At 41.6% G+C, this 26,193-nt stretch carries 16 protein-coding genes; 10 read left to right on the plus strand and 6 right to left on the minus strand.

Features of this window, described 5'->3' with window-relative positions; genetic code table 11:
* The first annotated feature begins 668 nt into the window (after positions 1-668).
* The 6 genes from katG to GXP67_RS35945 all read left to right on the plus strand — a co-directional run bounded on the left by katG (position 669) and on the right by GXP67_RS35945 (position 12,711).
* Positions 669-2,948: a catalase/peroxidase HPI gene (gene katG, locus GXP67_RS35920; protein WP_162447600.1), complete on the plus strand. Its 2,280-nt coding sequence runs from the start codon at positions 669-671 to the stop codon at positions 2,946-2,948.
* Between the two features lie 612 nt (positions 2,949-3,560).
* Positions 3,561-7,691 (plus strand): hybrid sensor histidine kinase/response regulator transcription factor, encoded by a 4,131-nt coding sequence (locus tag GXP67_RS35925; RefSeq protein WP_162447601.1) that lies wholly within the window; start codon positions 3,561-3,563, stop codon positions 7,689-7,691.
* Positions 7,692-8,038: 347 nt separating this feature from the next.
* Positions 8,039-8,416, plus strand: coding sequence for a hypothetical protein (locus GXP67_RS35930; RefSeq protein WP_162447602.1), 378 nt, complete (start codon positions 8,039-8,041; stop codon positions 8,414-8,416).
* Positions 8,417-8,638: 222 nt separating this feature from the next.
* On the plus strand, positions 8,639-9,352 hold the full coding sequence (locus GXP67_RS35935; protein ID WP_162447603.1) for a hypothetical protein: 714 nt from the start codon (positions 8,639-8,641) through the stop codon (positions 9,350-9,352).
* Positions 9,353-9,417: 65 nt separating this feature from the next.
* Positions 9,418-10,476, plus strand: a complete 1,059-nt coding sequence (locus GXP67_RS35940; RefSeq protein ID WP_162447604.1) for a hypothetical protein — start codon at positions 9,418-9,420, stop codon at positions 10,474-10,476.
* A 534-nt stretch (positions 10,477-11,010) separates the two neighbouring features.
* Complete coding sequence (locus tag GXP67_RS35945) at positions 11,011-12,711, plus strand: methyl-accepting chemotaxis protein (RefSeq protein WP_197901615.1); 1,701 nt, start codon at positions 11,011-11,013, stop codon at positions 12,709-12,711.
* Between the two features lie 904 nt (positions 12,712-13,615).
* On the opposite strand, the gene GXP67_RS35950 is transcribed toward GXP67_RS35945, so the two are convergent.
* Positions 13,616-13,795 (minus strand): hypothetical protein, encoded by a 180-nt coding sequence (locus GXP67_RS35950; RefSeq protein WP_162447605.1) that lies wholly within the window; start codon positions 13,793-13,795, stop codon positions 13,616-13,618.
* Between the two features lie 499 nt (positions 13,796-14,294).
* On the opposite strand from GXP67_RS35950, the gene GXP67_RS35955 reads away from it, so the two are divergent.
* Together GXP67_RS35955 and GXP67_RS35960 are read left to right on the plus strand one after the other, a co-directional pair.
* Positions 14,295-16,454 carry a T9SS type A sorting domain-containing protein gene (locus tag GXP67_RS35955; protein WP_162447606.1) on the plus strand — a complete coding sequence of 720 codons (2,160 nt, stop codon included), beginning with the start codon at positions 14,295-14,297 and terminating at the stop codon, positions 16,452-16,454.
* A gap of 103 nt (positions 16,455-16,557) precedes the next feature.
* Positions 16,558-17,649 (plus strand): glycoside hydrolase family 16 protein, encoded by a 1,092-nt coding sequence (locus GXP67_RS35960; protein ID WP_162447607.1) that lies wholly within the window; start codon positions 16,558-16,560, stop codon positions 17,647-17,649.
* 367 nt (positions 17,650-18,016) lie between these two features.
* On the opposite strand, the gene GXP67_RS35965 is transcribed toward GXP67_RS35960, so the two are convergent.
* Entirely contained in the window at positions 18,017-19,129 is a 1,113-nt protein-coding gene (locus tag GXP67_RS35965; RefSeq protein WP_162447608.1) for an acyltransferase family protein, read from the minus strand.
* Between the two features lie 378 nt (positions 19,130-19,507).
* The gene (locus GXP67_RS35970; RefSeq protein ID WP_162447609.1) at positions 19,508-21,094 is read right to left on the minus strand and encodes a hypothetical protein; all 1,587 of its coding nucleotides are present in this window, start codon (positions 21,092-21,094) and stop codon (positions 19,508-19,510) included.
* A 569-nt stretch (positions 21,095-21,663) separates the two neighbouring features.
* Between GXP67_RS35970 and GXP67_RS35975 the strand changes: the two genes are divergently transcribed.
* A complete protein-coding gene (locus GXP67_RS35975) occupies positions 21,664-22,884 on the plus strand; it encodes a sulfatase family protein (RefSeq protein ID WP_232064804.1) in 1,221 nt (406 codons plus the stop codon).
* A 390-nt stretch (positions 22,885-23,274) separates the two neighbouring features.
* Here GXP67_RS35975 and GXP67_RS35980 read toward each other — a convergent pair whose 3' ends face one another.
* Genes GXP67_RS35980 through GXP67_RS35990 form a run of 3 tightly spaced genes read right to left on the minus strand, consistent with a single transcriptional unit; the run spans position 23,275 to position 24,367 of the window.
* Positions 23,275-23,436 carry a hypothetical protein gene (locus GXP67_RS35980; protein ID WP_162444147.1) on the minus strand — a complete coding sequence of 54 codons (162 nt, stop codon included), beginning with the start codon at positions 23,434-23,436 and terminating at the stop codon, positions 23,275-23,277.
* Positions 23,433-23,867: a transposase gene (locus tag GXP67_RS35985; RefSeq protein WP_162444148.1), complete on the minus strand. Its 435-nt coding sequence runs from the start codon at positions 23,865-23,867 to the stop codon at positions 23,433-23,435. Before GXP67_RS35985 ends, GXP67_RS35980 begins: the two co-directional genes overlap by 4 nt.
* Before the next feature lie 5 nt (positions 23,868-23,872).
* Positions 23,873-24,367, minus strand: coding sequence for a helix-turn-helix domain-containing protein (locus GXP67_RS35990; RefSeq protein ID WP_162441766.1), 495 nt, complete (start codon positions 24,365-24,367; stop codon positions 23,873-23,875).
* A 237-nt stretch (positions 24,368-24,604) separates the two neighbouring features.
* On the opposite strand from GXP67_RS35990, the gene GXP67_RS35995 reads away from it, so the two are divergent.
* Entirely contained in the window at positions 24,605-25,639 is a 1,035-nt protein-coding gene (locus tag GXP67_RS35995; RefSeq protein WP_162447610.1) for an ABC transporter ATP-binding protein, read from the plus strand.
* Positions 25,640-26,193: the final 554 nt, after the last annotated feature.

Genomic DNA, 26,193 nt, shown 5'->3' on the forward strand with positions numbered 1-26,193 from the left:
TTAAATAAGTGATGCCAAATTTGAAATCATATTCATATTCATTTACGGATCACAAAATGGTATCCATCCTATAGATAGAAAGCAATTTATTTGAAGCAGATCCTTCTATCCATCTTATATGCGTTTGCCCTTTCTGAGGAAAACGAATTGTATAAAGTGCAAAAGAACATTATTACTAAAGTAAGCAAACTATTTCAAGAGGCTAATCCGCTATCAGGCCTATGAAGATGGAAAATAAACTTTTATATTTTATTAACTCTTGCCTGGCTATTTAAGGTAAATTAAAAAAATGAATATAGAAAGTATAAATTGATACTATCAAACGCAAAAACTGATTGGCAATTTAAAATGAGCAATCAAATATTGCTAAATGTAAGCAAATCTGCTATAAGAGATTTGATTACGATGAAACTTGAGTGTTCCTTATGTCTCGTAATATGCGGCCATTGTGACAAAGTCTTTTTAGCAAATAGAATAACTAAGTTGATTGATATAACCTTTGTTGATTATAGGTTTTCGAATTTTAAAATACTTATAGATAAAAACTATTATATCATAAAATTAATCGATTTGAACTATTTGCTAATTACTCATAATTTTACAATCTCGTACATTTCAGTCAAGCATAAGAGGTATTATTCCAAATTTAAAAACAGAAATATAAAATTATGGACAAAAATTCGCAAGACATCGGCAAATGCCCTTTTCACAACGGAACTATGAAGCAATCTGTTGCCGGAGAAGGTACTAAAAATCGTGACTGGTGGCCCAATCAATTAAATGTAGGCATTCTGCGCCAGCATGCTTCTTTATCTGATCCACTGGACAAGGATTTTGATTATGCCCAAGCCTTTAAAAGCCTCGATCTGCAAGCGGTAAAAACAGACCTGAATGCCTTGATGACCGACTCACAGGATTGGTGGCCTGCCGACTTTGGCCATTATGGTGGATTGTTTATCCGTATGGCCTGGCACAGTGCAGGAACTTACCGTGTATTTGATGGCCGTGGTGGCGGCGGCATGGGACTGCAGCGCTTTGCTCCTTTGAATAGCTGGCCGGATAACGTGAGCCTTGATAAAGCACGACGCTTATTATGGCCTATTAAGCAGAAATATGGTAAAAATATTTCGTGGGCTGACCTGATGATCCTTGCAGGTAATGTTGCCCTGGAAAGTATGGGCTTTCAAACGTTTGGTTTTGCCGGTGGCCGGGCTGATGTGTGGCAACCTGCCGAAGACGTGTATTGGGGTTCGGAAAACACCTGGCTAGGCAATGAAGACCGATATGGTAAAGGGGTAGAAGGGGTGGCTGCCCACGGGGTTGTGTCCTCTGATGAAGATGCTGACGGAAAAATTCACTCACGCGACCTGAAAGAACCGCTGGCTGCGGCGCATATGGGTTTGATCTATGTAAACCCTGAAGGACCGGACGGTAATCCTGACCCAGTTGCATCCGCTAAAGACATACGCACTACCTTTGGCCGTATGGCTATGAATGATGAAGAAACCGTTGCGCTAATAGCTGGTGGACATACATTCGGTAAAACGCACGGTGCGGCCACTTCTGATCATGTGGACAAAGAACCAGAAGCGGCAGCCCTGGAATTACAAGGCTTTGGCTGGGCCAATAGCTTTGGCTCGGGTAAAGCTGGCGATACCATTACCAGCGGGCTGGAAGTAACCTGGACCACTACACCTACTAAATGGAGCAATAACTATTTTGAAAATCTTTTTGGTTTTGAATGGGAACTGACTAAAAGCCCGGGAGGTGCCCACCAGTGGGTAGCCAAAGATGCGGGAGAAATTATCCCGGATGCGTTTGATTCTTCCAAAAAGCACCGCCCTACCATGCTGACAACTGATTTAGCATTAAGGCTCGATCCGGAATATGAAAAAATTTCAAGACATTTTCTTGAAAACCCTGATGCCTTTGCCGATGCATTTGCCCGTGCCTGGTTTAAACTCACCCACCGTGATATGGGTCCGCTTAGCAGATATCTCGGTCCAGAAGTACCGCAAGAAGAATTGTTGTGGCAAGATCCTATCCCAGCCGTTAATCATGAACTGGTGGATAAAAATGATATAGCTACACTAAAAAGAAAAATTTTAAGTTCAGGACTGAATGTTTCCCAATGGGTATCTACTGCCTGGGCTTCTGCCTCTACTTTCCGTGGGTCTGACAAACGTGGGGGAGCAAATGGCGCCCGTATCCGCCTGGCACCACAAAAAGACTGGCAGGTAAATAATCCCATTCAACTGGCAAAGGCTTTGTCTGTGCTTGAAGGTATTCAGAAAGAATTTAATGCAGCAGCCCAGGGAGGTAAAAAAGTATCTCTGGCCGATCTGATTGTGCTGGCCGGATGTGCTGCCGTGGAAAAAGCGGCAGAAGATGCCGGTTATGATATCAGCGTGCCATTTAAGGCAGGCCGGATGGATGCTTCTGCCGAGCAAACCGATGTAGAATCCTTTTCATACCTGGAGCCAATGGCTGATGGTTTTAGAAATTACCGCAGGTACAATGTGCCAGCCTCTACGGAAGCCCTGTTGATTGACAAGGCGCAACTGTTGACACTTACTGTGCCTGAGTTAACAGTCTTGATTGGGGGTATGCGTGTCCTGAATACCAATTATGATGGCTCGAAGCATGGTATATTTACAGATAAGCCCGGTGTATTAACTAACGACTTTTTTGTGAATCTGCTGGATATGCGCACTGCCTGGAAAGCCATGGGCGAAGACAAGGAATTGTATCTTGGTACCGACCGGAAAACAGGTCAGCCGAAATGGACCGCCACCCGTGCCGACCTTGTTTTTGGTTCCAACTCCGAACTCAGAGCTGTTGCCGAAGTGTACGGAAGTTCTGATGCCAAGGAAAAATTTGTAAAAGACTTTATAACTGCCTGGGATAAGGTGATGAATTTAGACCGGTTTGATATAAAAAAGAAGTAAGCTGACTAAAAGCAAAAGTTAAAATAAAAGGGTGATAGCTATGTTCTATCACCCTTTTTTGATAGTATCAAGGATATTAATAGATGCCTTTCAACCACAAATCTGTTTTCATTTCAATATGTCGCCTTTGGATATGTAAATAAACCATAAATGGAGATGGTCATCTCAGATTGAGCAGAATCAGAGTGGACTTCACCGTTTTTTAACTGGCTTAATGAAGAAAAACTTTTCTTTATTTTTTGAGAAATATAAAATGGAACTTCTCTTTTTAAAAGTAGGGTTTCCGCACCAAAATAGGGATAAAAGCAAGAAGTATCTATTTTTGCTAGATGCAACTACCAAACTATTTTGGTGCGGAAACCCTATATAAGCAGTACCTAATAAAAGCAAAACTATATCTTCCTTTGTAGTGAAAATCCACAAACTTTGCTACCTTAAGGTTAATATCCCAACATCCTTATGGGTTTCTCTATTCGCTTTCCTCAGTATGCTGGCAAAATCTATCTCCATACCAGCTTCCATCACCCTACTAAATTTAGTTTAAAGCCTCATACTATAATTTACCTCTCTGCAGCACTTGTTTTTTGCATAGCTATCAACTTAATAGCTCCAATGCCCCTGCTTGCTCAACATATTACTTTTGAAAAGGTAACTCCCCCGCTGGGCTTTGAACTAGCATCTATAAATGACCTCAAACAAGACGCTCAGGGATATATATGGATTGCCACTACAAAAGGTTTACAGCGGTATGATGGCTATACCTGGAAGACTTTCCTGCACGATTCTACTCTTACCAGCTCGCTTGCTGATAATAAAATTGTATCGGTGTGCCCTACCCGGGATGGGAAAGTATGGGTGGGTACGTTTGGCATGGGCATGGATTGCCTGGACCCAGAATCTGGCAAAGTTACCCATCACTTTTTGGCCGGGCGCAAGGAGTTTAACTGGCAAGAGAATTTTATCACCTATCTTCGGGAAGACAGGATGGGAAACCTTTGGATCGGCACAAACCGTGGGCTTTACTGCCGCCAGATTAAAACGGGCCAGTTTACCCGTTATGTGCCCATTGCTGGCGACTCCACCAGCCTGAGTCACCTAGAGGTACAAACTATTTATGAGGACCGGGAAGGAACGCTCTGGATCGGTACCGGATACCCAGACACAACCACTCCACTGGAAGGTGGCTTGAATAAATTCGATTCAAAAACGGGCCGGTTTACCCGCTACTTACATAACCCTAAAGATCCCTATAGCCTCATTGACAGCCGGGCGCAAGTGCTTTTCGAGGACAGCCGTGGCACTTTCTGGGTGGGAACAGCCGGAGATGGCCTCCATACCCTGGATAGAAAAACCGGTAAGTTTACCAGGTATCCCTACCAGGCTGATCATCCCCAGAAGTTGAGCCGTCCTTATGCAAAAAATCCATGGAGAGGAATCGCGCATGGCGTTAACCTTATTACTGAAGATGCGGCAGGAGCGATCTGGATCGGGGCCGTTGCTAGTGGACTCAACCGATACGAGCCGTCTAGTGGAAAGCTCACCCATTTTGAAATGGGAGCACCAGGCGATCTACCAGACAATACATTCAATTCGGCCTTGCGTACTAGGGATGGATTACTATGGATGGGAACTACCGTAGGTCAGCTCCTCAAAGTACCTTCCTTGAATAACCTGGTCACCCATGTGGCTACCCCTGCGGGTGTGCATATCTTTCATGAGGATGCAGCCGGCACCATGTGGCTTGGAACGGCAGCTGGCTTAAGGCCTATTGAGCCACTCCAACCGGCTTCCCAAGCTTTTCTGCGCCAAGCTGCCCGCCAGACTACCCTGCTTACCGACCGTGTCACAAGAATCAACCAGGACAGAAAGGGAAACTTATGGATCAGTGCGTGGAATAATGGGCTATATCACTTCACAACTTCAACTGGTAGATTTCACCACTACAAGCATGATTCTCTCGATACTCATAGTCTGAGTGCAGGTAATATAGTGAATACCTATCAGGACCATAGCGGAACCATATGGGTACTTACGGAGGGTGGACTTAACCGCCTGGATAATACAACCGGAAGGTTCACCCACTATTACCATGATCCCAACGATAGTTCTTCCCTGGCCAGCAACTCTACCTTTCCTGCCCTGGAGGATCGAACAGGTGCCTTTTGGGTAGGCACTGTAAATGGTGGGCTCCACTTGCTGGATAGAGCTACTGGGAAGAGCACCAATTTTCTACCCGGAAGTTCTATTATTCAACTCCTTGAAGATGCCTCCGGTACACTATGGGTAGCCGCACACGACAGAGGCCTTTACTGGTTAAACAGACAAAAGTATCAGTTCGAATCATTTGTAGATCCAGTATCCGGAAAACCGCTACCCTACGCCAATAGCCTGCTGGAAGATAAATCAGGAACGCTGTGGGTAGGTGCGATTTCCGGTTTAGCGGCTATCAACCGGCAACGCGATTCACTCAGATTATTTGGGTCCAATTACGGCATTGGGGGAGCAGAAGATCTGTACTTCGGAGCCAGGTACCAAAGCCGGGACGGCAGCTTATATTATGGCGGTGAGAGTGGATATTACAAGTTTAGGCCAGAGCTGCTGTTAAAGCATCATGCGGTGTCGCCGCAATTAGTGCTTTCTGCCTTGCGTATCCATAACCAGTCGATTACGCCTACTCCTGAAGGGCCTTTGCAGGAAGGATTGTCTCAGGCCAATATCATTCACCTCTCTCACAACCAAAGCGTTTTTTCTATTGATTTTGTGGGTATAGACTATCGTCATCCGGAGCAACATCAGTACACCTATATGCTGGAAAACTATGACTTTACCTGGCGGCCGGCAGGCAGCGAACGTACCGCTCATTACTTCAACGTTCCGCCAGGAGAATACATTTTCCGGGTAAAAGTAGTGAATAGCGATGGGATATGGACTCAAAAAGCCATTTCTATCCTTATCTCCCCACCCTGGTGGCGTACCATCTGGGCATATGCACTATATGCATTCGCCTTTGTAGGTTTGTTCTATGGCGGATGGCGCTACCTGCTATTGCGGGAGCGATCAAAAAATGAGCAGCAGCTCCGTCAGTTTAAAGCTGAGCAGGTACTTGAAATGGATCAACTTAAATCGCATTTCTTTGCTAATATTTCCCATGAATTCCGCACGCCACTCACCCTGATCCTGAGCCCTCTGGAAAAGAAACTACGTACACTCCATGTGGACCACCCAGAACAGAGCGACTTTCAGTTGATGCACCGCAATGCCCTTCGGTTATTACAACTGGTCAATCAACTACTGGATCTCTCCAAACTGGAAGCCGGGAAAATGGTATTACAAACAGAGCCTGGAGAAATTATACATTTTTTTCAAAGAATTGCTACTTCCTTCACTTCTCTGGCCGAGGCCAGGCAGATTCAATTTGGGGTACATGCGCCAGATGAGTACTTATGGGTGTGTTTTGACAAGGATAAATTAGAAAAAATCCTTAATAATCTACTTTCTAATGCCTTCAAGTTCACACCCACTGCAGGTAGTATCTCCATTTCCCTGCGTTTAAAACCGGCTTCTGCTTTAGATAATATTCCCTTAGAGAAAGCCCATATTCTAGCCGATTTTTCGATTAAAGATACAGGTATTGGGATTTCGTCTTCGCAAATAAAGCAGATTTTCAACCGTTTCCACCAAGTAGATAATTCCCTGACCAGAGAACAGGAAGGCAGTGGTATTGGTTTATCATTAACTAAGGAACTCGTGGAGCTACATGGTGGGAGTATAAGTGTAGAAAGTGAACTGGAAAAAGGAACAACATTTACGGTTTCCCTGCCCTTAGAACTTATGCACCACAAGCAACTTGAGCAAAGGGATGTCTTCTCAAAGGAACATCAGCTGACTTTTGGAGGGATAACAGAACGCTATAAGGGGGAGGAATTAACGACCCTGCCCACTTATGCTGAAAGTAGTACAGACCTTCCTGCACCTATGGTGCTGATTGTAGAGGACAACGCTGACTTACGCCGCTTCATGCACCAAATCTTACGTGAATACTCTGATCCTCCGTATCGGGTCATAGAGGCAACTAATGGAGAGGAAGGGTACCATAAAGCAATGGAACATATTCCCGATCTGATCATCAGTGATATTATGATGCCCAAAATGGATGGGATAGCGCTCTGCAGCCGGTTGAAAACCGATGAAAAAACCTCTCATGTTCCTGTAATCCTGCTGACAGCCAAAACCTCCGGAGAAAGTAAAGTAGAAGGCTTAGAAAGAGGAGCGGATGATTACCTGACCAAACCTTTTGAGATGCGCGAACTTTTGACCCGCATTCACAACCTGATAGAAGGGCGTCGTAAACTGAAAGCGCATTTCAGCGGTCAGGTGCTGCTGCAACCACAAGATATCGCCATTACCTCAGCAGATGAACGTTTCCTTAAGCGGACAATGGAAGTAATCGAAAGTTACATGGGAGATACTCAGTTCAATGTAGATATACTGGGGAAGGAAGTAGGGATGAGCCGGACACAACTGTACCGGAAGTTGCAAGCCTTGACCGGCCAATCTCCCAGCGACTTTATAAAAGTAATGCGGCTGCAGCGGGCAGCACAATTAATAGCTAAAGGAAGTGGGACAGTATCAGAGATCTCATACCAGGTTGGCTTTAGTTCTCATTCTTACTTTTCCAAGTGCTTTCTGGAGCAATACGGCCAAACCCCATCTGAGTATCAGGCTGACAAGGCTTCTCTTTAACGAAATTACCTTCTAGGGTGAAATCATTTTTTACTCACCTCGTGCAGGCTTTCGGTGCCTGCATTTCCATAGTAATGTAACGAGAGTTACAGCTTTTGTAACCTAATTGCCAGCGGCAGTGGAACGTGGATGATTTCCGCTTTTTTGTGCAACCAGATTGATATCATCAGAACGGAGGCTATTAGGTATGCCTTTTTATATCTTGCTACATTTATTCCATCAATTTCTGTTTGCTTACACCCAAAAAACAAACTATCCTCCTACCAGGAAGGCAGCCATAATTAATTGAGTGATCCTATAGCATTTCTTATAAAGCAACCCTACTATTAATCTTCAAATACATTCTTATGAAGGCAATTTCTAATGAAGCATTTTCTTTTAAAGCCCTGTTTCAACCAAACAACCGGCCATGTGCTAAGAAGCAACAAGCGGTGTGTAGGTTTACCAAACGACCGCTAGCAGCCTTTTTACTTGCTGTACCCTTTCCCACTCATGTACCAGCGGATGTAGAAGTTTACACGGAAGCAAAATGGCGTATTCTGGAGATGACCTTTTACTGGATGCAATGGGCATTTATATATGCGGCGGCTTGTATGGTCGGTTTATACTTATTTTTCTTCATCATCGGATTTTGTATAGAGAAGCTTGTTAATAAAAAGTGGAAAAGGCCATATTTCACTAGGCTAAGTATATCGAAGGCAAATACCTGGAAAAGCCTTTCCTAAAAGCAAGATCCATTATAGTTTAGATGCCTCCCAATTTAAGCTATCCCTTAAAAATCTTGTTTAGCTCACAACATTGACAAGCTTCTTTACTTCTGCGCTAATCATGCTGATAATCATTGCATACAATAGAGGCATCTGATCAAGATTTGGTCAATAGGAACCTTTTTCTGTGCGATTTAAAAAAGCAATAATCCTGCTAACACCGCCTAAACATTTATTTCTATGCCTACTAAAGTATACGTTTCTTCTGTACCTGCCACTTCTAAGGCAAACATACAGGAGACCTTCTCCTATCGCAAGTCAGGATGGGCAGCCATCGCCAGCGGCATAATTGGCATCCTGGCAGCCGGATCGTTAATCACGTACTTGATTTTACGTTCCAGCAGCCAGGAAGTAACTATTTTCCTATCCAGGGTTCACGATGGGGGCGTTTTTCTTCAGTTTCTACTTCTGATTCCAGTCGTCTTTGGGCTTCATAAACTTTCACTGCTAAGGCCTCCTGGCATGAGTAGAACCATACTTTCTATGGGTGTCGGAGCAGTCCTATGGGTAGTTTTCTGTCTGTTGCTCACACTACCAAAAGTGGTGGCAGAAGTACTCTATATGTTTCCGCAAGGTGTATTCGGAGGGTGGCTCATGGTCGTTTGCTGGCGGTTGAGGAACAATCTTTCTCCAGGACTTCGCTGGTTTGGAATAATTGTGGGGTTTGGCCTTGCCCTTGTTGGGATCTTTCCCTTGGGATATGCCATTTTTGTTGATACCATTATTCTTCAAATACCGGCGGCATCCGAAGAGGCAGTTGCAAAAATTCCTATTACCCCTGCCAATATGGTATTGCATTGGTTCCTTTGGGTGGGCTCGCCTATGGGAGTCCTCACACTTCCATTCTGGACTATCTTAATCGGCCGCCGACTGCTGCGGGAGAGTCACATATAAAACTCGCTTTTACCCCTTAAGATCAAGAAACAAACAACAATCATACAAGCTGAACGACTAATCTAATGAATAAAATTTCAACGCCTGGCATAAGTGCTGCTTCGGTTACCGGGCATCGCATGAACAGTAGCACCTTTCAAACCCGCTATGTCAAGTATTTCTTTGTAGCGATGGCCTGCCTGTTTCCTATTCTGGTTTTATTAGGTTTTGTTCCCGATTATGTGGTAATATTTGGTGGACAATTGAAGGTGCATTGGTTTTCCCATCTGCATGGCGTGATAATGAGCGCCTGGTTAGCCATGTTTTTTACCCAGAGTTTTCTGGCAGCAAAGGGGAATTTGAGACTTCACCGGCAATTAGGCATGATTTCCTTTGGGTTGGGCATACTCGTTTGGCTCACGATGATTATAGTCACCTTTCGGGCTTTGATTGCCAATAATCCGCCCATGGAAGATTCTCAATTTGATGTGCTACTCATTGCGTTGAATCAGGTAGTTCTGTTTGGACTATTCTTTACCTGGGGTATGCTCGTAAGAAAAAAAGATACCACAGCCCATAAACGTCTGCTTTTACTGGCTACCATCGTTATTTTGCAAGCGGCCATCGACCGCATCCGGTTTTTGCCAGGTATTAATACTTTTATCTTTATACGATTTCTCTACCTGGACTTACTTCTGGTTCCACTGCTTATTTATGACTATTTTACTTTAAAACGCATTCACCAAATTACCTGGATAGGTGCGATATGCATAGGTCTTGTCCAGGCTGGAAATGTGATAGGCGTCGAGTCGAGGGCCTGGCACCAGTTCTGGTTCAACGCCATTTCCCCCTTTGTAGAGAAGGTAGTCGAAGTTCAGCTCACCGATAAGCAAGCAGCATTGCTTGTGGGCGATTATGGAGACAAGAATTGGCATATGACTATCAGCCAGGAGAGTGGGAAACTATACCTTCAACTTCCCACGTTACCAAAAAGGGAACTGGGAGCAACTTCTTCAACCAGGTTATTTGTGCGTACTATCAACTGGAAACTCAATTTCATCATAGGAACTGATGGCCAGGTGACGAAAATAATTAACGATCAAATAGCAATTGAATGGGAGGCAAAGAGAATCAAGCAACCTTAGCACGAATATGACGGCCTCCAAATCTCTCATTTTTCTATATATGAATACATTTAAATGAATAAAGTCATACATGGTTTTTTCCGGTTATAGGTTGACAAAAACCATGCTTTTCTGAGACGATTGATTAACTATTTAACTACCTGTTGGTTCGCTAAGTATTTGTATTAAAAACAGGCCTCAGATAGTATAGTTTTATCACATTACTGATACTGATTTGATGAGACGATTACGAAAGTATATTGCAGTTGAGTGAGTACCTAAGACTGGAGTTAAAAATAACTAACATTCAGATGATTTGAAATAAGGTCAATATCTGTTGAATTTATACCAATCCATTTAACTTTTCTACTAAAAACCTACAATCAAAATACAATAGCTAATGGAATAATTATTTGTAACCTATTGATTTATATTATATTCAAGATCTATATTATTCCATATTGACCTTGTTGCTGCTCTTTCAATCAAAGCGAAAAAGAATAGCAGCAAAGTTATATCTCTATAGAAATTCACAAGTAAAAATTACTGAAAGTTATGCATTTTACTATCAGAGTCAGGCTGATTCTAGGTTTTACAGTCTTATTAGTCTTATCAGCACTCATTTTCCTTATAGGTGTATTTTCTTTATCTAATTTCAATGATCGTGTAGAACAACTCACAACCAGCACGGCACAGAAAATTGTAATAGCAGGAAATATTAATTCTGATATTTTATCTGTTTCAGAATCAGAAAAGAATATGTTATTATCAGATTCAGAGGAAGATATAGAAAATTACATTGATGAAATCGATGAATTGAACATAGATCTCAAACCTAAGATTATTCAATTAAGAGAATTAGCAACCGGAGAAGAAATAACAATAATTGACCAGTTCAGCAAATCCTGGAAGGATTATACGAAAGTTGTTAATCAGATGAAAAAACTTGTCAGATTAAATGCAGCAAATGAGGCCGCTGCTGTAAATGATGAGACTATTAAGAGTATCAATGCAAATAATAACAGAAAAGCACATGAATTAGGAAAAAGTAAAGCTGAAACATTTCATGATAATTCTGAAGTGCTCATTGCTAAAATTATACAGATGAATGCAGATAGGCTGGCCGTTGAAAAAACTGAGACAAGAGAAACCTATAGCCAATCCCGGAATACTATGATATTTTTTATGTGTATAATCGTTATTGTAGTTATGGGGGTATCATATTGGATTATTACTTCTATTGCTAAGTCTCTTATTCTGGCAAAAGAAGCGATAAAAGCTGTAGCGGAAGGAGATTTAACTATAAAAGTGGATACCACTACTAAAGATGAGATAGGCGAACTTTTGCAATACCTGCAAAATATGGTTTACAAGCTTAAAAGTGTAATTTCTCATGTAACAACCGCTTCAGAAACAATTGGTTCAGCTAGTTTGCAGATGAATTCTTCTTCCGGGCAGCTATCCCAGGGTGCAACTGAACAAGCCGCTTCTGCTGAAGAAGTTTCTTCTTCTATGGAGGAAATGACTTCTAACATCCAGCAAAATACTGATAATGCCCAGCAAACAGAAAAAATAGCCCTGCAAGCCGCACTAGATATTCAGGAAGGTTCTCTGGCAGTAAATCAAACGGTAGAATCGATGAAAACCATTGCTAAAAAGATTTCTATCATTGAAGAAATTGCCAAACAAACTAATTTGCTTGCGTTAAATGCAGCCGTAGAAGCAGCCCGTGCTGGCGAACATGGAAAAGGCTTTGCGGTAGTTGCTGCTGAAGTGCGTAAATTAGCAGAAAAAAGCCAACTGGCGGCTACAGAAATCAATATTTTATCTTCTACAAGTGTAGAGATAGCTGAGAAATCCGGAAAACTTCTGGAAGCCATCGTGCCAAATATTGAGAAAACATCCAGATTAGTACAGGAAATAGCCGCTTCGAGCATGGAGCAGTTTTCGGGAGCTGAGCAAATTAATAGTGCTGTTCAACAGCTAAATCAAGTCATTCAAAACAATGCCGCTTCTGCTGAAGAGACAGCAGCCAGTTCAGAAGAACTCTCTACGCAGGCTGCTCAACTTAAAACTACGATAGCCTTCTTTAAAATTGATCTTCAAACACTACTCACTAGAAGTACAAACGCTCCGGTAAAACAGCCTTCTACTTCTGCTCCTGTACAACCTGTTAATAATAGCAAGCAAACAATAAGTGGAGTAAAGTTAGATATGAATTCAGATGTATTAGATCATGAATTTGAAAAATACTAGGCTCATAATCCTTAAAGCTTTCTGCTGGGTTGTATAATTGATTGTACGTTAAGTTAGGCTTAAATAATTTCTAAATAGTTTTACATTCTAGCTATATCTCATCAAACAGCCCTTCATTTAAAAACAGGGGCTGTTTGATGAGATTCCGGCCACACTTACACTGGAAATCTGTTTCTATTTTGCTACATTATAGCTCCAATGGAGGAATATATCTTTTAAAGAGCCGTTTGACGCTCATGGGGTGAAGTGCTTTCCTATAGAAGTTTGGTAACTATCCGAGTTGCGTTCATCTGCAATGGCCTTAATAGTCCATCCTTTATCTTACAATGATTGTAGCTGCCGGTTTATTAGAAAGTTTTTCAATTGCCTTTTCGTAGTTAACCTTCCCTCCTTGCTGTCGGTGCTCATGGTAAAGTGAATGAAAGCACCTAGCTTTGCAATGGCTTATTTCTTTGCCTCAAGAATTGCTTTGGTACAAGCTAATATCATTTTACGTTTCTGCTGAGCAAGGGCAGCAAAACATGAATGGCAAACTCATTAGCCTCGGGCAAGAATTTTACAACTGAATCCATCAGCGAGAAAATAAAGGTTATGTTTTTTTGACAGCCTATCCTGCTTTACAATTAGCAAAATAGCTTCTTTTTGATTGGCTTGGGTGATGACTTGTGCAAGCTCTTCAGCTATCACTCTTACATGGCTTGATAGCTGTAAATTCTTCCAGAATAAAGCCTTTTTTATTGACAAAACTTTCTACCACCCGGCGTTATGTTCTCAATTCCAAATCTAAACCTGATAATTCTTGTCCCTTTGTAGAAATTCTATAGTAAGCAATATAGGAACGCATAAATACCTATGTTTAAGATTATGGTATTGCGGCTTAATGGTAAGCTGTACCTCCTCCCTACTACTCATGCTTAGACAGTTCGATTTCTACTTTTCTGAGTTTGTCATACAAAGTTTGTTTTTCTTCCAACGACAAGTCTTGCCACTGGACTCTCATCTGCACAGCATAGCGGTTGAACTCATCTTTGAGTTTACTTACCTCAAGGGTATCTTCCGGTGCTATTTTCCTGAGTTCGATCATTCATTTTTTAACTTTTTAAGCAAGATATAAAAATTTATCAAACCATAGGCGGACGTTGCTGAATTGTAACATAAGAAAATTTGCTTTATGTCAGGCAAAAAATTGTTCTTGACCTACACTCTATGCAAACTATGTTGTGTACATGAAAGGAGGTGTTGTATTAGCTTCCCCTTTCGATTTACTTTAAAATTCTCTGCTTTTAAGGGAGGAGGCCACCTTTAGAGCTGGCCAATTGGTAAGTAGAAGATTAGCTATTACACAAAACACTTATAGCTTCCAATTGACCACTTACAAAATATTACATACCAATAGTGAAATGAAGCTATTTTTCTACTCCTTGCTTACCTACCTTTCTTAAGTAAATGCTGATATTCCAGATGAGAAGCGTTCTCCATCTGGAATATTACTACTCTTTCTTGCATATCTATTGATCAAGGCTTTTCTGCAACTCATTACACCCTAGCTCAACTTATCCGGCTTAAGTATTTAGCATATCATTATGAAAAATCACTTTCTTTATTTAGTCTTAGTACTTTTTACTTCCTTTGGTAGCCATGCCCAGAGTCAAGTCCATGCCTGGTATCAATACGGGCAAGTGTGGATTGTATGGAAAGAAACAAATCCCCGACCAGAGATTTATGAGATTTACAGCGCTACTACACCTTTTACTTCTACCCATCAGGCATCGCTTATCGGCAAGTTAGCACACTGGGAATGGGCAGCAGGCGCCCTGAAAGATCAGATTAATAATCCAACGTTTAACTGGAATGTGCCTTCAATAAATGGAAGCTATCATCAATTAGACACCACCCAGGGACTATTTGTCTTTACGCCTCATAGCACGGATTCCGCTTATTTTGCTGTAGTAAAGCGGGGAGATACCTTGGTTAATCCCACTATTAATAGAACCCATTCAGCTATTGGTTATAGCTATGATCCGGTAAATGATCCTGTCATAAGCCATCCTCAAGTAAGTAAAGTAAACGAGGGCTATCCTACTACTTTTTGGGCCATGTGGGCCGATGGCCGGGCTGACCACTGGAATGGCCGGGCTGATTTTCCGGTAATGGCTAATCAGCATAAGAATGGACAACCAAGTATATTTATTGTTAGCGAGGCCATTGATATGGATACTACTGGTGGAAAAAAGATTCCGGCCTGTATCTGGTTGCATGGCGGGGATGGAAAGGCTATACAATCTTTACCCAAAAGCCGTCCCCTGGTGAATATTAAACCACAAGAAGGCATACTGGTTGCCCATAATGATGATTTTGTAGCGTATGTTTCCAACCGCCTGAATGATCAGCATAGCAACAGTTGGTTTTTTGGGTGGGCAAAAAACAAAGACCCTTATAGCCCTGATAATAATGCGGTTAGTTTTAATGATACAATCATCAACTATACGCAAAGAAGACTGCACTGGATTGAGGATTGGCTGATCCAGAAATATCATGTTGACCCGGAAAGAATTCACATCAACGGACATAGTATGGGTTCAGCAGGAACAACTGCACTAATGAAAACTTACCCAGCCCGCTATGCCACAGCAACGATATTTAATAATGGGCTGAATGGCCATAGTAACACCGATCAGGGCTATACTTTGTTTGGTGATACGGCTTGGAACAACCCTACGAATCTCTACCGGCGTGATGGCAGTAATGTGGCGATTAAGCAGGTCTTTAATCTCAACGACCGCAATTCATACAGGCGGGATTTGCCCTTGGTGAGAATGTTTCACGGAAAGAATGATGAAAATGGGGTTATGATGTGGGATGCGTATGTAGTGAGTGAATACAAAAAAGCGGATTCTTTAGGCTGGGGCATGCAACTCTACTGGAGTGAAAGAGGACATGGCATTGGAACGGGAGAATTGTATAATGACCACTGGACCCACTCGAAAGCATCTACAGGCCAGACCCTTCGAGACAATGTCGGCTATGAAGAACTGAAATACCGGAATAAGACTTTTCCTGCTTTCTACAACCATCGGCTTGACCCTAATGCGTTTGAGCCGGGGGATGGCACGATTGGCACGATTGCCACTGGTGGAAACGGAGACGATTGGGGAACCTATGGAGGATATCATGAGTGGAATACCACATCACTGATCGATCAACCAGACAGGTGGCAGGTATGTGCCTGGCTGATCAATGAGGCCATATATGTAAATGACAATTGCCCTTTTGACTCATTAGTATCCTCTGTTTCGATCCGGAAACCTCAACATTTCAAACCTGGTACAGGTCAGACCATCTACTGGAGTCAGATCGACTCTACTACCAATACTATACTTAAAGAAGGCATTACGCAGACAGGAGCAGATAATGTTGTTTCAGTAGATAATATTGTGCTGTACCGCTATCCGGTAAAAACTTATATTACGTTTACGCTCATTCCTTCTTGGGCACGCAAAAATTTCTCAGCAGATCCCGATCAACACTTTACAGTATTCCCCAATCCAACAGATGATCAATTGCATATACGTATTCGGGGCTTTTCAAAGGATAATCTGGTAACCGTTCGAAATCTCATGGGTACGCTTATTGCCCAATTCTATATACAAAAGGAAAATAATTTGTTAGACATAAGCCGTCTGAAACCTGGGGTCTACCTGGTGAGTCATAACAACTTCACTGTAAAGTTTATAAAAAAATAAACTCCTGTCTCTGTTTGACTCATTTTACTACGCTACTAGTAAACCTCTTATAATATGTTCCTCTTTTCTGTGGGGCACACTTCAAATCAATAATCCTACTCAAATGAAACCACACTCATTAATAAACTACAACAGGAACCATGGCTTCTCTATGGTTGAAACAGCTAAGCAGCTCACCTATTTTTTAGCTGATAAAAGACTCTATCTGGCCGTAGTTTTTTGCTTATTATCAGTAGGTTGTACTCAAAATAAGGAATTCCCCGAACCGGGTACAACTAAAGCCATACCTCATCGCATAGCACCTGTAATCACTAAATGTGGATCTGTTTTAGATGAAGCCAGTTTAATTAACAAAGGCTGGAATATACTTTTTGAGGATAATTTTGGGAAGGGAGGCATTCTTTTACCGCCTGGGGCTCCAAATCCAACTTTAGATGAAACAAAATGGACCTACTGGACGAGCGGGGCTTATAATAACGAACTTCAATACTATCAGCCGGCAAATTTAACGCTGGGAAATAGTGATGTCGCAGGTAATCTTGACCTGATGATAACGGCAAAAGAAGAACACATTGAAGATGGAGCTATCTCTCCTTATGCAGGGCCAACAGAAGTTGGGGATTTTGAATATACATCCGGCAGAATTGAAAGTATCCAGACCTTTAGAGGCTCAGATTATAACAAAGTCAGAATATATGCCCGTATTAAGCTGCCAACTGCCTACGGCTTATGGCCTGCCTTCTGGACTTTAGGGGTTGATGGACCCAATGAGCAGTGGCCTCAAAATGGAGAAATTGATATTATGGAAAGTAAAGTGGATGTTCTGGGTAATGTTCCTACGGAGTATCAAACGAATTACTTTTATGGAACAAGTCCGGGTAATAATCTGGTATCCGGGGCTGAATTTGAGGTTGGTGTGGCAGATTTAACAAGCTGTTATCATATATTTATGGTTGAGTGGAGAGAAGAAGAGCTTAAATATTACTTTGATGAGTTGCTCATAGATACAAAGACCTATGACCCTGACCCTTTAAGTTCAGGACATTATATTCCAGAACTCTGGGACAAAGAACAGCGTATTGTTTTAAGCCTGGCTTATGGGGGTGATTTTTTAGGAAATAATTTTGTGCCAGGAGCAATCGCTGCAGGCACCGGAACTATGTATGTAGACTGGGTAAAAGTATTTGTCAAATGATGGCCTGTAAAAGAATAATCCTGGTGATGATCACATTCATTTGTTTAAGTTAAAAGTACGAGTAGTTAACTTAAAGTCCTCCTTTTGGCAACCTTAGCCAAGAAAAAACAACGTGATAATCTTTAATATCCTTATCACTGTAATATGTTCGGCTAAGGGTTTTTTTTATAATTATGCCTCTTTCTATTGAAATTTGGTAGTAGTAGTAAAAGACTTGGCAATAAATTAAATTAGCTATATAATCATAACAGGCCATGCTTGTGCCAAAGCGGCTGGTGAGAATTGGTGCAAATACGGTTCGTAGGATGATTTGGCCTGATTTAAATATGCTCTCCTACAAATACAGTTGAAAATTCGCCATTGTCCATTATTTCAAGTTCTTCCTAAGCCATCTGCGGGCAGGTTCATCATATAGCTTCAGGCTCATATAAGCCAGTAGAATTGCACCAGAAAATGTAAGCAAGGCATAAGGCCAGGCTTCTGCCATTGTGATGCCTTTATGATTGCTTATCCAGGCGACATAGAAATAGACCAGCGGGTAATGAACCATGTATAGAGGATAAGATATCTCACCCAGAAACTTGCATACCTTATTTTCGACCGGATTATCAACTTTGCCACTTGCGCCCATATAAACGATAGCGGGAAATAGGAAGATGATACATATGGCTTCATATAAGCCGTTTAACCACAGGTGATCAGCACCACCAATACGAGGCATAAAAAGGAGCACAGCGATCCACAGACTGCACCAAAAAAATGCATTCCTGAAGTGAGCCGGTTTTGCCACCCGCGATAACAGCAGGCCAGCGAAAAAGGGATACATGGTCCGGGTAAGTCCCACCCGAATATGTGCAACATTCAGTGTCCAACCACCTGTAACATCTCCATTTGCACTGGTTAATGCCAAGTGGAATAAGATGATAGCGGCGATGGCCACCAGCACGGATAATGCTAAGGTTGAGAATTTTCTGACCCAGACAGCATACAGAATATTGGCGATGTATTCAAAAAACAACGACCAGGCTACGCTATTCAATGGATGCATTTCCTGCCAGCCGCGGATGTCCATAGATAACGGGATGGGAAGTACCGTATACCCGATGAGCATAACCAGGAGCAGTTTCCATACTGGTATCGTGTGGATCAGCGGCCACAGCGTGGAATCGGTGAAGTAAAATCCTATGGCACCCAGCGTCATACCTAAGATGATCAGAGGCTGGAGCCGTTCTATACGGCGTCTAAAAAAGCCACCGATGGTAAGCTTGTTCCATCTGTCGTCATAGGCGTAGCCAATAACAAAACCCGACAGCAGGAAGAAGAAGTCGACGGCAAGATAACCGTGGTTCACCAGTTGTGTAAAACGGCTGGTGGCAAGCGGCTCGCAAAGATGGAAGGCAACAACGATAATGGCGGCTACTCCGCGTAAGCCGTCTAAAATAGGGTAATGGGGTTTTGTAGCAATGTTGTTATTGTTCATAAGGCACGCGGGTAGCAGTAAAGTTAATTATGGTGACAGCGTATGATTGCAGGGCTTAATAAAATGGATGATATGATGTAGACGCATTGGCAAGGACTAATGTGAACATATACACCCAGGTCCTACCCTAAGTCCATTTATTAAAGGAATAAGCAACGAAATAATAGGAGAAAAGATGAATCTAACCTTAAATGAGAAAAGATATTCCCGCATTCCTTTATATGCTGACAGATTCTACTTTTATTATAAACTCCAATTTTGCCAATCCACACTTTAGTTCAAAATAACAGGAAGTTAAATTAACTGTTTCATTGATTTTTCTATTGGTACAAAATGCCCTCATCATGTTTGATAAGGTACCATATATATCAGATGGAGTTAATATCCGTAATATAAATAAAGCGCACCATAGGTCCAGTTTGGTCCTTTTAATCCAGGGTAATTATAGCGGTCCATCATTAAGGCTATATATTTAGTGGCATATCCATCAGGTAGTTGAATGATATTTGGCCAAACCCGGCTGCCGGCTTTATCATCCCATGGAGGCAAATCTATTTGTAGGATGCCTGCCGGTTGTAAATCCGGATAGGTGTAAATGAAGATCTTTCTTTCTGAGCTACCAGAAAAACAATACCATGTATTGCCAATCTGTTGCAGGGAGGTACCGGTTGAATTGGCTTGAACCGGACCTGCAATTCTTTTATAAATCCCATTCCATGTATCTGACTCTAGTAGAATAGCTTTGTAGCCACCTGTATTTTCACAGGTGAGCAGCCTCCATTTGTTAACCCTGGTATCATAGATAATATGCGAATCTTCTATATCACCCACCATATTAGTGGGTTTAGCTTTCATAATGGAAAAGCCAAACCTGGGATCAACTTTGCTTTCGATAAACCATATTTGCTTTTGTTCCTTTTGTGGATTAGCTGCAAAAGAAAACCCGGTAGTAAATCCCCGCCACATTTTAGCATCATCGTCGTAAAATATATGCGAGGAAATTTCATTACGCAGCAAGCCATCATCCCGGTCAAAGACAATTATCCCTTCAAGTTTTAAATCAAAAGCAGAAGGATTTAAGCTGAATACGCCTTGTAAATGATGATCCAGGCCCCGGCCGCGGATGGAAAGGGTGTACCACAACCTTCCTTTATCAAGATAAGGGGAGCCATCTTTATGGGTAATGGCCCGGATATCAGCCTGCCCAACGCCAGTTGTAAGGGCTGACCGGGCATGGGAGATGGAGATTTCACCTTTGTCCAGCACACATACCAATCGGGATTGAAAAGAATGCATCACTTCAATCCTGCGTAAATCAAGTAATTGACTAAAATCAGCTTGAGCAATACTGATTGGAAGGCCGGATTCCTGGATATATACATTTAAGCCACTGCCAAACATCTGTAGAATCAATTCTATCGGGCCATTAATAGAGGGAATAGGAGTAGTTACAATGGATTGTTCATGGACAATGATCTTGTTAAGCACAATCTTTAGTACCACATCCTTGTATTGGCCATCTTTAAAGTTCATAACAACCTGAAAACGATCTGTATTGCCAGAATTTGCGAATTCAAAACCGATGGCACCCTTCCCTTTGGGAGCTTCTACCTGAGCCGAATAAGTGGCAAAAGGATTACAAGCGCCCAGCCAAATACTGGTCTCTGTATATTGTGGGGAGGCTACTCTCAAAAGTCCTTTATGTATGGAGAGCTTAGCCGTATCCGCGCTATAAATGGTTTGGGGATGCATGGATGAAAGTCCTACAATGGATGAAGGGTCCAGTTTAGCTAACAGAATGGCTTGTTGAGAATCAAAAATCAGCCGTTGTACGCCCTGTCTGATAAATTTGATGTTGGAAGGATGAATTGCCTGTTGAGCATTAAGCGTAGATAGGCTAAAAGCAAATAAAAACAAAATACCCAGTACAATTCTATAGGTTCCATGTAAAAGAGTAATAGTCATTAGCTTGCTGGTATGGTTATTTAATATAAGGACTTGGCTATATACTTAAGGAGGCTAAAAACATTTGTTAAGCCTTTCTTTCGAACTTATTTCTAAATAAATCCTGTAGCTCTTGTAATATACCTAACAGAGTTATCCCACAAAGTAAAAAGCAATAGCTTTGCTATGTTAAGAAAAGTTTTTCAGATCGGTTTAAGAAGGTATATGTATATTTTCCCGGAGGATGACTATAAAGGCTGAATGTTAATAGATAAAGTGTTTTAAACCTTATCACTTTAGCCTCCTATCCAATTCTACATTTACCTGCTCCATGGATACTCCTCATTTTGCTTTTTTGGACCAATAACTTTTTTGTCTGTATCTTCGGCTTTCCATACCATCTAATAATGGCTCCATGTCTTCTACCAGGAAATCAGGAATTTAAGTAGAGGAAGAGTTTAACAAGCGGAAATAATACTTGCCAAAGAGGTAGTTACTATGAAATATGCTGACTTAAGATAAATTTCTCTCGTAGCAGTTTGAGGAATTATTCCTTAGCAAACGCTGCTTCATTAATAATAAGATTGTCTATGAAAAAAACACCTTTCCTTTTTATTATTTATACCATATTCTATCTAGGCGGATGTGCAACACATAAAAATAATACTAAGCCCAATATTATTCTCATATTGATTGATGATATGGGATGGGCAGATTTATCCTGTTTTGGAAATGTGGATGCACAAACGCCAAATATTGATAAGCTGGCTTTGGAAGGTATCCGTTTTGAACAATTTTACGTCAATTCCCCCATTTGCTCGCCTTCACGGGTAGCTATCTTGACCGGAACTTACCCACAACGGTGGAATATTACTTCTTACCTCTCCTACCGGGAGGAAAACCGTAAAAGAGGTATTGCCAACTACTTGGAACCTTCTGCTCCCAGTTTGGCGCGAAGCCTGCACCAGGCGGGATACGCTACCGGGCATTTTGGAAAATGGCATATGGGTGGGCAACGCGATGTAGCCGATGCCCCACTAATCAGCGAATATGGATTTGACGAGTCACTCACCAATTTTGAAGGGATGGGAGCCAAATTACTCCCGCTTACTAAAGATGAAACCGGAAAAGTCGGACGGATCTGGCAAGAGGCTGAAATCCTGGGAAAACCCTTTACCTGGATGCAACGCTCGGAGATAACCACAGGTTTTATTGATGCAGCCATACAGTTTATTGGCAAAGCCCATCAAACGCAACAACCGTTTTATGTAAATATTTGGCCTGACGATGTACATAGCCCTTACTGGCCACCATTTGAACAATCTGGATTAGCCAAAGAAGCGGATAAAAGAGAATTGTACCTTGCCGTGCTCAAATCCATGGACCAACAGTTTGGTAAACTTTTCGATTATATTCAGGCCAATGAACAATTACGCAATAATACCTTAATTGTGCTTTGTTCCGACAATGGCCCGGAATTGGGAGCTGGAAGAGCAGGAGAATTGAAAGGCTATAAAACACATCTCTATGAAGGAGGCATACGTTCTTCCTTACTTGTTTGGGGCCCCGGATTTATGAATGAAAAAGTAAAAGGTACACAAAACAAAGCATCGTTTTTTTCTGCTATCGATATAAAGCCTTCTTTACTTGAATTTACCGGAACAAAAGTTGTTGATAACGCAATAACGGATGGAGAGAATATGCTACAAACAATGCTTGGTCAATCTGACACCTCCCGAAGGGCGCCCATCTTTTACAGCCGCCCCCCGACCGGAAGAATTTTTACGGATTTGAAAATCTTCCTGATTTAGCAGTACGTGAAGGCGAGTGGAAACTTTTATGTGATTATGACGGAGGCAGGCTAGAACTCTATCATATCGTTACTGATCCGGGTGAGCATCGAAATCTGGCAGAGGTACATGCCGAAAGAGCTAAAACAATGGCTCAAAAAGTAACAGCATGGTATAATTCAATGCCTGTTTTGGAAACAGAAAAAAAACAATAAAGCACTTCATATAAAAATAATAGCAGGTAATGCTAGGAAATCACCATTTCCGAACCGACCTTATCCTGTCCAATATAAAAATATATTTTCCCTCGATATTGCCAGGGCTAAAATGAGTGAGTCCGCCTGTTTTTCGGATAAAAACCAAAAAGAAACCATCACATTTCTGTTTAATTAATACCAAATAGGGCGAAGGCTATTCCATAGAGGTTGTAATCTTGCTGATGGCTTCTAAAATGTAAGGGTATCCGGTTAGAGAGGCGATCTGTCTTTGCCCATAACTTTTAGCCGTATTAGTGATCCAGGCTTCCAGTTCTTGTTCATGGCTGAAGTTGTGAAAAGCTACTTTGTTTTTCATATCCCCCACAGCCTTTCGACCGGATTGAGTTCAGGGTTGGAAGAAGGTAAATACACCAGGCGGATATTTTGGGGCACTTGCAAGGCTTTTGCCCGGTGATAGCCTGCTTTGTCTACAAAGATAAACTTGAACACTTGCGGTTGATGGCGGCTAAACTCCTCAAGCATATACTCAAAGTAAAGCGTGTTAACCTGTGGGGCAGTAATAAAGAAGTGATCTCCTGTCAGCGGTTCTACCAATCCATAGCAGTAGCGGTAGATGAAGCGGTGCTGATAGGCTCCTACCGGTTTTATGCCGGCAAGGGTGATGGCTCTTCTCAAAACAGTCATCAAACCAAAGCGGCTCTCATCCTGATAGTACACCTTCCAATGGCTGACTACCCCTTTGGCAGCCAAAGGAGCATAGTAGCGCTGTAAGAGGAAAGTGAGCACCAAGTTTAGTTTTTTTTATACTTCTGCTCATAGGCTAGATCCTTTTTCAGGTTGCTCTTTCTAACCACTTTCAGCTTTGCCCCCAGCTGTCGGTGGACAAACCAATGTACATGCTCATAGCTCAGATCAATGCCATGCGCCGTGTGCAACCACTCATGGATTTGCTTATAAGAAGTAAAATAGTTGTTTGGATCAGCAAGCTTTGCCTTCAACTGCTCAAGTACTTTACCTGCAATCTGTGATGCCCTTTTGTGGCCGCCCGGATCTATCTGAAGACAGGCTTGCAGCCCTTTCTGTTTGTAAAGCCGGAACCACTGGCCCACTGCATGACGCTCATAGCCTACGGCAGCAGCTATTTGTCCATACGCTTTAGCCTGCCCACTCTTGTAGAGGTAAAAAGCCCGCAGTCTGGCTCCGGCTAGCGGATGGGCTATTTTTTTGCTCATCTTCAGCAACTGCTCGGCACTCTCGATGAGCTCAGTTTTGGTTACTCTTCCCATACTTGATCAACATATAACATCTATGGAAGGTTCTTTATACTATTCGGTATAACTACCAATACATTTTACTTCGCGTATGGTAAAAGATCCATTCCTGACAATTTTCTACTATCGCCGGATAAAGTAAATTTTCCACAGAATGAAGTCTTTTGCTTGTACGCTGCAAGCCAGTAACCTCCTTGCATTACCCCCTACCAGAAGTTGCCCATAGATTGACCTTTTGATTAGCTTTGCCGCATGGAAAAATTGCTGAAAGTAATAAACGTTTCTAAGAAATATGAAAATCAATCTGGTAATGCCCTATCCAATATTTCTTTTGAAGTAGACAAAGGAAAGCTTTTAGCTATAGTGGGAGAAAGTGGAAGTGGTAAAACTACGCTGCTCAAACTCCTAGCAGGCGTAGAAGAGACTGATTCTGGGCAAATTCTTCTGGAGGAAAAACCAGTTACAGGGCCATCATTCAATCTAGTGCCGGGGCATAAACAGGTAAAACTACTTTTTCAAGATTTTCGTCTTTTTCCAAATATCACCCTTTACCAGAATATAGAATACGTATTGAGAGCGTATAGCAAATCATTCCAGAAGGAAAGAATCAGCGAGATGCTGCAGCTATGCAAATTAACTCATCTGCAAGATAGATATCCCAGGGAATTGTCTGGGGGAGAGCAGCAAAGAGCCGCACTTGCCCGGGCCTTAGCCGATGAACCTTTGTTATTATTGCTGGATGAACCCTTCAGTAATATGGATGTGCGGCTGAAAGGACAACTGAAAGAAGATTTAATAGATATTATTTCAAAAAGCCATACGACAGCCATAGTGGTTACCCACGAGGCAAGTGATGCCTTATCGATGGCAGATACCATAGCGGTTATAAAAAGTGGACAAATTCTCCAGGCAGATACCCCTCAAGGAATTTACAAACAACCTTTATCCCCATATACTGCCCAGTTTTTTGGTACGTGTACCATAGTAAAAGCACAAGATCTTATACCCTACATGAAAGAGCAGCTCCAGACCAAAAAAAGCATGCCTTATCCTAAAGATACCTTGATTTGTATCAGAGCTGAACATATCCACCTGGGTACTTCTGAATGCTTTCATATGAAAGCTACTATTTCTAAAATAAGTTATTATGGGGCCTATTATCAGGTAGTAGCCTCGGTAGACAAACGGCTTCAACTTACATTTCATACAACAAACGCTTTTTTAAGCAAAGGTGAAAGGGTGCCATTGTGTATAGATACAGAGGCTATTCATTATTTTTATGCGTAATTTCCATCCTTTTTACCCTTTCGGATTATAAAAAATACATTCATCTGTTCAATACAACCTAAACTATATACTGGTATGTATACAATCATTTGAATAAAACACAATCTTATATAATTCAAACGCATTATCGTTTTGGACAGCACTTTTTACTTTTTCGGTGATAAGTTTTGCTAAATTTGATAATTCTATTTCATTCTCAGGAAGGTTTTGGCCACTCCTTAAATTGTACGATTATATAATGAATAGCCTTATGTTGGGGTACAAAAGTCAGTAGAGTAATGCTGTTAAAATTATACAATTGTTTGATTTCATCTACTAATTCAGTTACCTCGGTTTTAAATTCAGGTTGTTTTCTTTCTGTAAAGGAGCAACTTTTAAGACAGTGAAGTAAATACAACAATGCAAAAAGGTTTTACCCATTTATATATATTATATTGGAACGAATTCAGTTTTTTAGAGTATTTATGAAATTATTGTTCAATCTCTTTAACTGTTTCATAAAAGCAAATTGAGTAAAACCCCAAGCTTAAACTAGCAGTAGCGATCTTTAAAAT

Source organism: Rhodocytophaga rosea (assembly GCF_010119975.1).
Lineage (GTDB): Bacteria > Bacteroidota > Bacteroidia > Cytophagales > 172606-1 > Rhodocytophaga > Rhodocytophaga rosea.

What these genes read in the sequence shown, in the direction of transcription:
- GXP67_RS35950 (WP_162447605.1), bottom strand. Translation starts at nt 13,795, where the DNA reads ATGATCGAACTCAGGAAAATAGCACCGGAAGATACCCTTGAGGTAAGT.
- GXP67_RS35970 (WP_162447609.1), bottom strand. Translation starts at nt 21,094, where the DNA reads ATGACTATTACTCTTTTACATGGAACCTATAGAATTGTACTGGGTATT.
- GXP67_RS35965 (WP_162447608.1), bottom strand. Translation starts at nt 19,129, where the DNA reads ATGAACAATAACAACATTGCTACAAAACCCCATTACCCTATTTTAGAC.
- GXP67_RS35930 (WP_162447602.1), top strand. Translation starts at nt 8,039, where the DNA reads ATGAAGGCAATTTCTAATGAAGCATTTTCTTTTAAAGCCCTGTTTCAA.
- GXP67_RS35995 (WP_162447610.1), top strand. Translation starts at nt 24,605, where the DNA reads ATGGAAAAATTGCTGAAAGTAATAAACGTTTCTAAGAAATATGAAAAT.
- GXP67_RS35960 (WP_162447607.1), top strand. Translation starts at nt 16,558, where the DNA reads ATGAAACCACACTCATTAATAAACTACAACAGGAACCATGGCTTCTCT.
- katG (WP_162447600.1), top strand. Translation starts at nt 669, where the DNA reads ATGGACAAAAATTCGCAAGACATCGGCAAATGCCCTTTTCACAACGGA.
- GXP67_RS35990 (WP_162441766.1), bottom strand. Translation starts at nt 24,367, where the DNA reads ATGGGAAGAGTAACCAAAACTGAGCTCATCGAGAGTGCCGAGCAGTTG.
- GXP67_RS35925 (WP_162447601.1), top strand. Translation starts at nt 3,561, where the DNA reads ATGCCCCTGCTTGCTCAACATATTACTTTTGAAAAGGTAACTCCCCCG.
- GXP67_RS35935 (WP_162447603.1), top strand. Translation starts at nt 8,639, where the DNA reads ATGCCTACTAAAGTATACGTTTCTTCTGTACCTGCCACTTCTAAGGCA.
- GXP67_RS35955 (WP_162447606.1), top strand. Translation starts at nt 14,295, where the DNA reads ATGAAAAATCACTTTCTTTATTTAGTCTTAGTACTTTTTACTTCCTTT.
- GXP67_RS35945 (WP_197901615.1), top strand. Translation starts at nt 11,011, where the DNA reads ATGCATTTTACTATCAGAGTCAGGCTGATTCTAGGTTTTACAGTCTTA.
- GXP67_RS35980 (WP_162444147.1), bottom strand. Translation starts at nt 23,436, where the DNA reads ATGAAAAACAAAGTAGCTTTTCACAACTTCAGCCATGAACAAGAACTG.
- GXP67_RS35975 (WP_232064804.1), top strand. Translation starts at nt 21,664, where the DNA reads ATGAAAAAAACACCTTTCCTTTTTATTATTTATACCATATTCTATCTA.
- GXP67_RS35940 (WP_162447604.1), top strand. Translation starts at nt 9,418, where the DNA reads ATGAATAAAATTTCAACGCCTGGCATAAGTGCTGCTTCGGTTACCGGG.